Source organism: Xanthomonas sp. SHU 166, assembly GCF_000364685.1.
Lineage (GTDB): Bacteria > Pseudomonadota > Gammaproteobacteria > Xanthomonadales > Xanthomonadaceae > Xanthomonas_A > Xanthomonas_A sontii.
This window is the reverse complement of record NZ_AQOJ01000597.1, coordinates 1-10,526: the sequence shown is the minus strand read 5'-3', so window position 1 is coordinate 10,526 and position 10,526 is coordinate 1. Positions and strand designations below refer to the sequence as shown.

The 10,526-nt window shown below is 67.6% G+C and carries 6 protein-coding genes and 1 pseudogene; 1 reads left to right on the top strand and 6 read right to left on the bottom strand.

Annotated features, from left to right (window positions below; all coding sequences use genetic code 11):
- Together D180_RS14850 and D180_RS14845 are read right to left on the bottom strand one after the other, a co-directional pair.
- Positions 1-198: pseudogene (locus tag D180_RS14850) on the bottom strand (hypothetical protein); the annotation flags it as partial.
- Complete coding sequence (locus D180_RS14845) at positions 195-749, bottom strand: RNA polymerase sigma factor (protein ID WP_017909180.1); 555 nt, start codon at positions 747-749, stop codon at positions 195-197. The gene D180_RS14845 and the pseudogene D180_RS14850, both read right to left, overlap by 4 nt.
- A gap of 219 nt (positions 750-968) precedes the next feature.
- Between D180_RS14845 and D180_RS14840 the strand changes: the two genes are divergently transcribed.
- Positions 969-3,854, top strand: coding sequence for an EAL domain-containing protein (locus D180_RS14840; protein WP_017913416.1), 2,886 nt, complete (start codon positions 969-971; stop codon positions 3,852-3,854).
- A 704-nt stretch (positions 3,855-4,558) separates the two neighbouring features.
- On the opposite strand, the gene D180_RS14835 is transcribed toward D180_RS14840, so the two are convergent.
- From D180_RS14835 to D180_RS14820, 4 genes are all read right to left on the bottom strand, one after another.
- Positions 4,559-5,152, bottom strand: a complete 594-nt coding sequence (locus tag D180_RS14835; RefSeq protein WP_017913415.1) for a TIGR00730 family Rossman fold protein — start codon at positions 5,150-5,152, stop codon at positions 4,559-4,561.
- 145 nt (positions 5,153-5,297) lie between these two features.
- Positions 5,298-6,734 (bottom strand): dihydrolipoyl dehydrogenase, encoded by a 1,437-nt coding sequence (lpdA, locus tag D180_RS14830; RefSeq protein WP_017913414.1) that lies wholly within the window; start codon positions 6,732-6,734, stop codon positions 5,298-5,300.
- 149 nt (positions 6,735-6,883) lie between these two features.
- Positions 6,884-8,098: a dihydrolipoyllysine-residue succinyltransferase gene (gene sucB, locus D180_RS14825; RefSeq protein WP_017909176.1), complete on the bottom strand. Its 1,215-nt coding sequence runs from the start codon at positions 8,096-8,098 to the stop codon at positions 6,884-6,886.
- A 47-nt stretch (positions 8,099-8,145) separates the two neighbouring features.
- Positions 8,146-10,526 (bottom strand): 2-oxoglutarate dehydrogenase E1 component (locus D180_RS14820; protein ID WP_017913413.1); only part of this gene is annotated, 2,381 nt, incomplete at its 5' end.

The following is a 10,526-nucleotide window of genomic DNA, read 5'->3' as shown; positions in this document are numbered from 1 at the left end:
GGTGGCGGCTTGCGCCCGTGCGCGCTCCGCGGCGCTGCTGGGATACTCCGGGACCTCGGCGGCTCCCGGTGCGACCGCCGCGCGCGCGGCAGCCAGGATCGCCGCATCCAGCGCCGGCGGCGGCAATGCCTGCCGGCCCAGGCGCAGGCGTTCGGCGAGCGCGCGCTCTTCCGGGGTCAGCGGTTCGTCGGCGCTCATCCGCCCAACCTCGCACGCAGTTTGTCCATCGCATAGCGCAGCCGCGACTTGACCGTCTCGCGGCCGACGCCGGTGATGTGCCCGATCTCGTCCAGGCTCAATTCCTGCTCCAGGCGCAGCAGCAGCACGTCGCGTTGCTCCTCGGGAAGCGCATCCAGCGCCAGTTGCAACTGGCGCCGTTGTTCGAAGGCGGACAACTGCCGCTCCGGGGTGTCGGGGTCCTGCACGCGCGCGGTGCGCAGGTCGGCGTCGGCCGGCGCCGGCGGGCGGTGCTTGGCCGCGCGCCAATGGTCGCCAAGCCGATTGTGGGCGATGCGCAGCAGCCAGGTGGTGAACGCGGCCTGCGGCTGCCAGTCCAGGCGTGCGGCGATCACCCGCTGCCACACGTCCTGGAACAGTTCTTCGGCCAGCGCCCGGTCGCGCAGCTGCCGCAGCAGGTATTGGTACAGGCGGCCGCGATGGCGCAGGTACAGAGTCTCGAACGCGCGTGCGTCGCCGGCGGCATAGGCCAGCATCAGGGCTTCGTCGCTCGCGTCGACCGGGGCGTCCACGGCGGCAAGCCTAAGCGTTCGCCGGTCCGCCGCATAGTCGGGAGGCGGGGGCCCGGGAGAGGGCGTCGATGGCGGACATTCGGACAACATGGGTAGACAAACGCGTATCGCGGCACTTCGGGGTTGATCGGGCGTCGATCGGTGCATGCAACGGGTATGCTGGGGGTGAAAGGGCGAGCGTGGAGCAGTTCCGGGGGCCCTGCAGGAGAATCGTTGTCGATGCTGTTCAATTCGTCCGCCACCGCCCGCGAAGACGCTTCCGGCGGCCATGCGCCCGCCCGCACGGCGCAGGCCTTGTGCAGGCTGCTGCCGCCCGGCAGCGCCGTGGTGGTCGGCTGCGGCGACGGCGTGGTCGGGCGCCTCCACGGCGCCAGCGCGGAGGCGCCGGAGTGGTTGCAGGCGCTGGTCGCGCAGACGCTGGCCGCCACCGAGTTGCCACCGTCGACGACACCCACGGTGCTGCACGTGCATCGCACCGCCGAGGGGGCCTGCGTGGTCATCGGTGCGCAGGTGAGACAGCCGCTGGACGAAGCGTACCGCACCGCCTGGTGCGAGGCCGCGGTCGCCTTCGGCCTCAACCTGCTCGACACCGAGCGCATGCGCGCGCGCATCGAGGGCCTGGAGAAATCCAAGCAGCTGCAGCAGGCGCTGTACGAGATCGCCGATCTGGCCGGCGCCGATCTGGAAATGAGCCAGATGCTGCAGCGCGTGCATGCGGTGCTGGAATCGCTGATGTACGCGGAGAACTGCTACATCGTCGAATACGACGAAGATCAGCAGAGCATGCGCTTTCTGTACTTCTCCGACCGCCACGACGACTTCGTCGCCGATCCGGAGCAGACCTACTTCCTGCGCGACATGCCGCACAGCCTCACCGTGGGACTGCTGCGCCACGGCCGCGCGGTGCGTGGGCCCTCGGAGCAGGTGCGCGAACGCCTGCAGGTGGGCTACAACGCCGAACACGGCCCGGAGAGCCGCGACTGGCTGGGCGTGCCGATGCTGCGCGAGGGCCGGGTGTGCGGCGCGATCGTGGTGCAGAACTACGACTACGCGCTGCGCTACACAGACGCCGACCGCGCGCTGCTGGCCTACGTGGCGCAACACGTGCAGACCGCGATGGACCGGCGCCATGCGCAGGTGCAACTGGAGCGGCGGGTGCACCTGCGGACCCAGGAACTGCAGCGCGCCAACCGCGACCTGCAGGACGAGATCCAGGAGCGCAAGCGCGCCGAGACGCTGCAACTGGCGCTGTTCCGCATCGCCGAGCTGGCGATCCGTTCGGAGAGCCTGCAGCAGTTCTACACCGAGGTGCACGCCATCGTCGGCGGGCTGATCGACGCGCGCAACCTGTACATCGCGCTGCTGTCCGACGACGACACGATGCTGGAGTTCGTCTACTCGGTGGACGAGTTCACCCCTTACCGGCCGCAACGGCGCCGCGGCCGCGGACTGACCGAGTACGTGATGCGGGTGCGGCGTCCGCAACTGCTCGAACTTCCCGACATCGACGCCTTGCTGACGCAGGGCGAGGTACAGGAGTACGGCCAGCGCCCCTACAGCTGGCTGGGCGTGCCGCTGTTCGACGAAGGCGAGGTGATCGGCGCGATCGTGGTGCAGAGCTACATCGCCAAGGTGCGGTTCACCGAGCACGACCAGCGCCTGCTGACCTTCGTCGCGCACAACGTCGGCAGCGGTCTGGCGCGGCAGCGCGCGCAGGAACGGCTGCGGCTGGCGCACGCGGAGCTGGAGCAGCGCGTGGAGGAGCGCACCCGCGAGCTGGCCGAGGTCAACGAGCAACTGCTGGCGCAGATCGCCGAACGCTGGCGTGCCGAGCAGCGCCTGACCCACCAGGCGCTGCACGATGCGCTGACCGGGTTGCCGAACCGATCGCATCTGCTGGACCGGCTTAGCGAGGCGATCTCCCGTGCCCGCGGCGGCGGCAGGACCTTCGCCGTGCTGTTCCTGGATCTGGACCGGTTCAAGCTGGTCAACGACAGCATCGGCCACGCCGCCGGCGACGAGATGCTGGTGCAGGTGGCCAAGCGCATCGTCTCCACGATCCGCGGCCAGGACGTGGTGGCGCGCCTGGGCGGCGACGAATTCGCGGTGCTGACGCCGTGCGAGCATGGCCTGGACGGCGCGCGCGAGCTGGCGCGGCGCCTGCTGCACGTGCTTGGCCAGCCGATGTGGGTGGCCGGCCGCGAATTGTTCCCGTCCGGCAGCCTGGGCATCGCCGCCTGGCATCCGCGCTACCACAACGGCGAGGAGATGCTGCGCGACGCCGACGCGGCCATGTACCGGGCCAAGGCGCAGACGCAGGACCGCTGCGTGGTGTTCGACGAGGCCATGCGCGAGGCGGCGCTGCGCAGCCTCGATCTGGAGGCGGACCTGCGTCGGGCGATCAACAACCGCGACTTCGAGCCGTTCTACCAGCCGATCGTGCGCCTGCGCGACGGCGAGGTGATCGGCCACGAAGCCCTGCTGCGCTGGCGCCACGAAAGCCGCGGGCTGCTGGTGCCGAGCCAGTTCATCGACCTGGGCGAGGAGAGCGGCCTGATCGAGCAGGTGGACTGGCTGCTGTACGCGCAGGTGATCCGGCGCCTGGCGCAGAGCGAGGGCGGCTACGTCTCGGTCAACGTCTCGCCGCGGCATTTCCGCTCGCCGGATTTCACCGAGCGGCTGTTCGGGCTGATCGACACTGCCGGCGCCGATCCGCGCCGCCTGCGCGTGGAGATCACCGAGGTGGCGCTGCTCGACGACGCGCCGCGCACCCTGACCATCCTGCAGGCGCTGCGCGAGCGCGGCGTGCTGGCGCAACTGGACGACTTCGGTACCGGCTTCTCGGCGCTGTCCTACCTGCACCGCTTCCCGATCTCGGTGCTGAAGATCGACCAGAGCTTCGTCGCCGGCCTGCAGGACGAGGGCAGCACCGGCAGCCACGCGCTGGTGCGCGGCATTCTCGCCCTGGCCAGCACCCTGGGCATCGAGACGGTGGGCGAGGGCATCGAGACCGAACAGCAACTGGCGACCTTGCGCGAACTGGGTTGCGACTACGGGCAGGGCTATCTGCTCGGGCGCCCGGCCGCCGCGCCGCAGCTGCTTTGAGGCGATCGGGTGCGGAGCGCGGCGCCATGCGCCCGTTGCTCGCAGCGCGACGCGTTGCGGCGCGTTTGTTCGATTCGCGCCTCCGATGCTGGAGCGACTGAAGATGCCGCCATGGCAGGTTGCCGTTCAGCCGCGATGGGTTTTATCGAGAGCGCCCGTCGCAGCTGAAGCCGCTCCTGCAGGACACGTCCTGTCGGTATGGGCGGCGGCCTAAACGGTTCGCCACGCGCCAAGCGCTTGCCGTGGATCGGATGCGCCTGGCGCAACGCGTTGCGCCGCTTTTTGTCGATCCGCGCCGCAGGAACAATCGTGCGCCGGAATTCATGGCGCGTCGCCACGCGTCATGACGTTGCCGCTTTCGGCGTCTCAGCGCAACGCGTTGCGGCGCTTTTCATCAATCCGCGCCATCCAAGCAGTGAGGCGACGGAATTTCTAACGCGTCGCCACGCGCGAGGTGCTAACTGCCGATCGGATGCTCTCAACGCAGTGCGTTTCGACGCTTCTCGTCGATCCGCGCCGCAGTGGCGGTGAGGCGCCGGAGTCGGTAGCGCGTCGCCACGCGCATTGATCCCGCCGCCCCTCAGACGCTCCTAGCGCAGCGCGTTGCGTCGCTTTTCATCAATCCGCGCCATGGAAGCAGTGAGGCGCCGGAATCTGTAACGCGTCGCCACGCGCCAGATGCTTACCGCCGATCAGAGATGCTCTCAGCGCAGCGCGTTACGGCGCTTCTCGTCAATCCACTTCGACGCCTGCGCCGGCGTGTACTCCCGCATCCAGCCCAGCATCGTGTCGATGTCGCTGCCGTACCACAGGTCGGCGCGCTGGTCCGGGTGCAGGAAGCGCTCCTCGACCATGCGATCGATCATGCCGATCAGCGGCGCGTAGAACCCTTCCACGTCGAGGAAGGCGCAGGGCTTGTTGCCGATGCCGAGCTGGCGCCAGGTCAGCATCTCGAAGATTTCTTCCATGGTGCCGAAGCCGCCGGGCAGGGCGACGAAGGCATCGGACAGGTCGAACATGCGCGACTTGCGTTCGTGCATCGAGCCGACGATCTCCAGCTCCGTGAGGCCGCGGTGCGCGACTTCCCAGTCCGCCAGTTGCTTGGGAATCACGCCGGTGACCTCGCCGCCGGCGGCGAGCACCGCATTGGCCACGGTGCCCATCAGGCCGACATTGCCGCCGCCATAGACCAGGCGCAGCCCCTGTTCGGCGATGCGCGTGCCCAGCGCGGTGGCACGTTCGACATAGGCGGGCTTGTTGCCGGCGTTGGAGCCGCAGTAGACGCAGATGCTTTTCATCGGGAATGGGGAGTCGGGAATGGGGAATAGGGAAAATCAAAAGCCGAAACGCATAACGCCGGACTCGGGCCCGGCGTTATGCAGTGGGAATGCAGTGCCGGGAATGCGCTTGCCATTCCCGATTCTCCATTCCCGTTTCCCGGCTTCAATTGGCCTTATGAATCGCCCGCTTGCTCACCGCCATGGCCGCGTCGTGGATCGCTTCGGACAGGGTGGGGTGGGCGTGGCAGATGCGCGCCAGGTCGTCGGCCGAGCCGTTGAACTCCATGGTCAGCACGCCTTCGTGGACCAGTTCGGAGACGCCGACGCCGACCAGGTGCATGCCCAGGACGCGGTCGGTCTCGGCGTGGGCGATGACCTTGACGAAGCCCGCGGGCTCGCCCATCGCCACCGCACGGCCGATCGCCGCGAACGGGAAGCTGCCGGCCTTGTACGGCACGCCTTCGGCCTTGAGCTGCTGCTCGGTCTTGCCGACCCAGGCGATTTCCGGCTCGGTGTAGATGACCCACGGAATGGTGTCGAAGTTGACGTGACCAGGCAGGCCGGCGATCAGTTCGGCGACCGCGATGCCTTCCTCGAAGCCCTTGTGCGCGAGCATCGGCCCACGCACGCAGTCGCCGATCGCCCACACGCCGTCGACGCCGGTGTGGCAGTGCGCATCGACCTCGATCTGGCCGCGCTCGTTGACCTTGACGCCGGTACCGTCGGCCAGCAGGCCCTTGGTGGCGGCGCGGCGGCCGACGGCCACCAGCAGCTTGTCCACGTTGAGGGTCTTCTCGCCTTCGTTGTCGCTATAGGTGACGACCACTTCCTGCTTCTTGCCCTTGCCGGTGACTTCGGTCTTGGAGACCTTGGCGCCGAGCTTGATGTCCAGGCCCTGCTTCTTGAATTCCTTGAGCGCGGTCTTGGCCACTTCGGCATCGGCCAGCGCCAGGAAGTCCGGCAGCGCTTCGAGGATGGTGACCTCGGCGCCCAGGCGCTTCCACACGCTGCCCAGTTCCAGGCCGATCACGCCGGCGCCGATCACCGCCAGGCGCTTGGGCACTTCGGTGAAGTCCAGCGCACCGACGTTGTCGACGATGGTCTCGCCGTCGAACTTGGCGAACGGCAGTTCGATCGAATCCGAGCCGGCGGCCAGGATCACGTTGGTGCCCTTCAGCTCGACTTCGCTGCCGTCGTGCTGCTTGACCTTGACCACGTTGCCCGGCTGCAGTTCGCCGAAGCCGTAGTACGGGGCGATCTTGTTCGCCTTGAACAGCATCGCGATGCCGCCGGTGAACTGCTTGACGATCTTGTCCTTGCGCCCGACCATCGCCGCGACGTCGATCTTGGCATCCTTGAAGCTGATGCCGTGCTCGCCGAACAGGTGGCCCATGTTCCAGAACTGGCGCGAGGAATCCAGCAGCGCCTTGGACGGGATGCAGCCCACGCGCAGGCAGGTGCCGCCGAGCGCCGGCTTGCCGTCCTTGCCCAGCGCCGCGTCGATGCACGCGGTCTTCAGGCCCAACTGGGCGGCACGGATGGCCGCGTGATAGCCGGCGGGACCGGCACCGATGACGACGACGTCGTATTGTTCGCTCATTTCATTCGCTCACACGGGAATGGGGAATAGGGAATGGGGAATCGCAAAAGCGCAGGCGCCTGCCGCCTCCCATCCAGGTCCAGGCGGGAACAGGGCAGGGAAATGGGCGCTTGTCCCATTCCCCACTCTCCATTCCCGATTCCCGGCTCTTACAGACCGAACAGCATCCGGCCCGGGTTTTCCAGCTGGTTCTTGATGTCGACCAGGAACTGCACCGAGTCCTTGCCGTCGATGATGCGGTGGTCGTAGGACAGCGCCAGGTACATCATCGGCGCGATCACGACCTGGCCGTTCTCGGCGATCGGACGCTCCTTGATCGCGTGCATGCCCAGGATCGCGCTCTGCGGCGGGTTGATGATCGGGGTCGACAGCAGCGAGCCGAAGGTGCCGCCGTTGGTCACGGTGAAGGTGCCGCCCTGCAGTTCTTCCAGGCTCAGCTTGCCGTCGCGCGCCTTCTTGGCGTAGTCGGCGATGCCCTGTTCGATGTCGGCGAAGGACTGCCGCTCGACGTTGCGCAGCACCGGCGTGACCAGGCCCTTGTCGGTGGACACGGCGATGGAGATGTCGCTGTAGCCGTGGTAGATGATGTCGTCGCCGTCGATCGAGGCGTTGACCAGCGGGAAGCGCTGCAGCGCGTTGGCCGCGGCCTTGACGAAGAAGCTCATGAAGCCGAGCTTGATGCCGTGGGCCTTCTGGAACTCGTCCTGCAATTCCTTGCGCGCCGCCGAAACCTTGGCCAGGTTGACCTCGTTGAAGGTGGTCAGCATCGCGGTCGAGTTCTTCGACTGCATCAGGCGCTCGGCGATGCGCTTGCGCACGCGGGTCATCGGCACGCGCTCTTCCGGACGCGCACCGCTGGCCTTGCCGGCGCCGCCGTTCTTGGCGTAGTTGAGGATGTCTTCCTTGGTCACCGCGCCGCGGCGGCCGGTGCCTTCGACCTGCGACGGATCCACGCCTTCGGTGATGGCGCTGAAGCGCGCGCCCGGCGGCAGGCTGGACACATCACCGGCGGCCTTCGGCGCGTCGGCCTTGGCGGCCTTCGGTGCTTCCGCGGCGGCGGCCTTGGGCGCTTCGGCCTTCGGCGCCTCGGCGACCTTGGCCTCGGCCGGCGCCGCAGCGGCGGTCGCGCCTTCCTCGATGATCGCCAGGATCTGCGAGCTGGTCACGGTGGCGCCGGTCTCGAACTTGATCTCCTTCAGCACGCCATCGACGGGCGAGGGCACTTCCAGCACGACCTTGTCGGTCTCCAGGTCCACCAGGTTCTCGTCGCGCTTGACCGCCTCACCGGCCTTCTTGTGCCAGCTGGCGATGGTGGCATCGGATACGGATTCGGGCAGTACCGGAACTTTGACTTCGGTGGCCATTGCAGGGGGCGTCCTAGTGGTGTCTTTTTTGAAGTGTGAAAGGGGGTTTATTCAGCGACTTGGTCGTTGAACGGATTCAACAGCGCATCGGCGACCAGCTTCAGCTGCTCTTCCACGTGCTCGGCGAAGTGGCCGGCGGCGGGAGACGGCGAACGGGCGCGGCCGGCGTAGTGCAGGCTCTGTCCGTCGGCCAGGCAGGCCTGCAGGTGGTGCTTGATCTGGTACCAGGCGCCCTGGTTCTGCGGCTCTTCCTGACACCAGACCAAGTCGGTGGCATTGCCGTAGCGCTTCAGTTCGGCCGACAGCAGCTCGCGCGGGAACGGATACAGCTGCTCCACGCGCAGGATGGCGACGTCGTCCTGGCCGCGCTTGGTCTGGTCCTCGAGCAGGTCGTAGTAGACCTTGCCCGAGCACGCGACCACGCGCTTGACCTTCTTCGGGTCGGCCTTGGCGTCCGGGATCAGGTGCTGGAACTCGCCGTCGGCCAGTTCCTCCAGCGTCGACACCGCCAGCTTGTGGCGCAGCAGCGACTTGGGCGTCATCACCACCAGCGGCTTGCGCGTGGACATGCGCATCTGCCGGCGGATCATGTGGAAGGCCTGCGCCGGGGTGGTCGGCACGCAGACCAGCATGTTCTCCAGCGCGCACAGCTGCAGGAAGCGCTCCAGGCGTGCGGAGCTGTGCTCCGGGCCCTGGCCTTCGTAGCCGTGCGGCAGGAACAGCGACAGGCCCGAGATGCGGCCCCACTTGGCTTCGCCGGCGGCGATGAACTGGTCGATCACCACCTGCGCGCCGTTGGCGAAGTCGCCGAACTGCGCTTCCCAGATGCACAGCGCGTTGGGATCGGTGGTGGAGTAGCCGTACTCGAAGCCCATCACCGCCTCCTCGCTGAGCAGCGAGTCGATCACGGTGGCGTCTTCCGGGTTCTCCACCAGCTGCCGCAGCGGCAGGTAGTAGCTGTCGGTCTTCTGGTCGTGCAGGATCGCGTGGCGGTGGAAGAACGTGCCGCGGCCCGCGTCCTGGCCGACCAGGCGCAGCTTGTGGCCTTCGCCCAGCAGGGTGGCGTAGGCCAGGTTCTCGGCGAAGCCCCAGTCGCCCGGCAGTTCGCCGGCGGCCATCTTCACCCGGTCCTCGTAGATCTTGGCCACGCGCGGGTGCAGCTCGACGCCGCCCGGGATGGTGGTGATGATCTTGGCCAGCTGATCCAGGGTCTTGCGCTTGATCGTGGTGTCGACCTTGTCCGACAGCTTGCCCGACAGGTACTTGGACCAGTCGATGGCGAACTCGTCGGGCTTGCGGGTCGCCAGCTCGGTGGTGTATTCGCCCGAGTCGAGCTTGTTGCGGTAGCCGTCGACCAGCGCCTGTGCCTCGCCGGCCTGCAGCACGCCTTCGCTTTCCAGCTGGGCGGCGTACAGCTCGCGGGTGGTCTTGTGCTTGCGGATGGTCTGGTACATCACCGGCTGGGTCGCCGCCGGCTCGTCGGCCTCGTTGTGGCCCCAACGGCGGTAGCAGACCAGGTCGATGACCACGTCCTTGTTGAACTGCTGGCGGAAGTCGTAGGCCAGGTTGGCCACGAACGCCACCGCGTCCGGATCGTCGCCGTTCACATGGAACACCGGCGCGCCGATCATCTTGGCCACGTCGGTGCAGTACAGCGTGGAACGGGCGTCGTCGCGGGCGCTGGTGGTGAAGCCGATCTGGTTGTTGACCACGATGTGCACGGTGCCGCCGACCGCGAAACCGCGCGCCTGCGACATCTGGAACAGCTCCATGACCACGCCCTGGCCGGCGAACGCGGCGTCGCCGTGGATGATCACCGGCAGCACCGACTTGCGCGCGGCGTCGCCGTAACGCTCCTGGCGCGACCGCACGCTGCCGACCACCACGGGGTCGACGATTTCCAGATGCGAGGGGTTGAACGCCAGCGCCAGGTGCACCGACTTGCCGTCGGCCACCGCCACGTCGGCGGAGAAGCCCATGTGGTACTTCACGTCGCCGGTGTGGGCGCGGTCGTCGTGGGCGTGCTCGAACTTGCCTTCGAACTCGTCGAACAGCTTGCGCGGGTTCTTGCCCAGGGTGTTGACCAGCACGTTGAGGCGGCCGCGGTGGGCCATGCCGACCACGATGTCCTTGACCGTGTCGCTGCCGGCACGCTGCACCAGCACGTCCATCATCGGGATCAGCGAGTCGCCACCTTCCAGCGAGAAGCGCTTCTGGCCGACGTACTTGGTGTGCAGGTAGCGCTCCAGGCCCTCGGCGGCGGTGATCCGCTCCAGGGTGCGGCGGCGGCTGGCGGTGTCGCCGGCGATGTTGCCGCCCGCGTTCTCCAGGCGCTGGTAGATCCACTGGCGCTGTTCGAACTCGGAGATGTGCATGAACTCGCTGCCGATCGACCCGGTGTAGGTCGCCTTCAGCCGCGCCAGCAGGT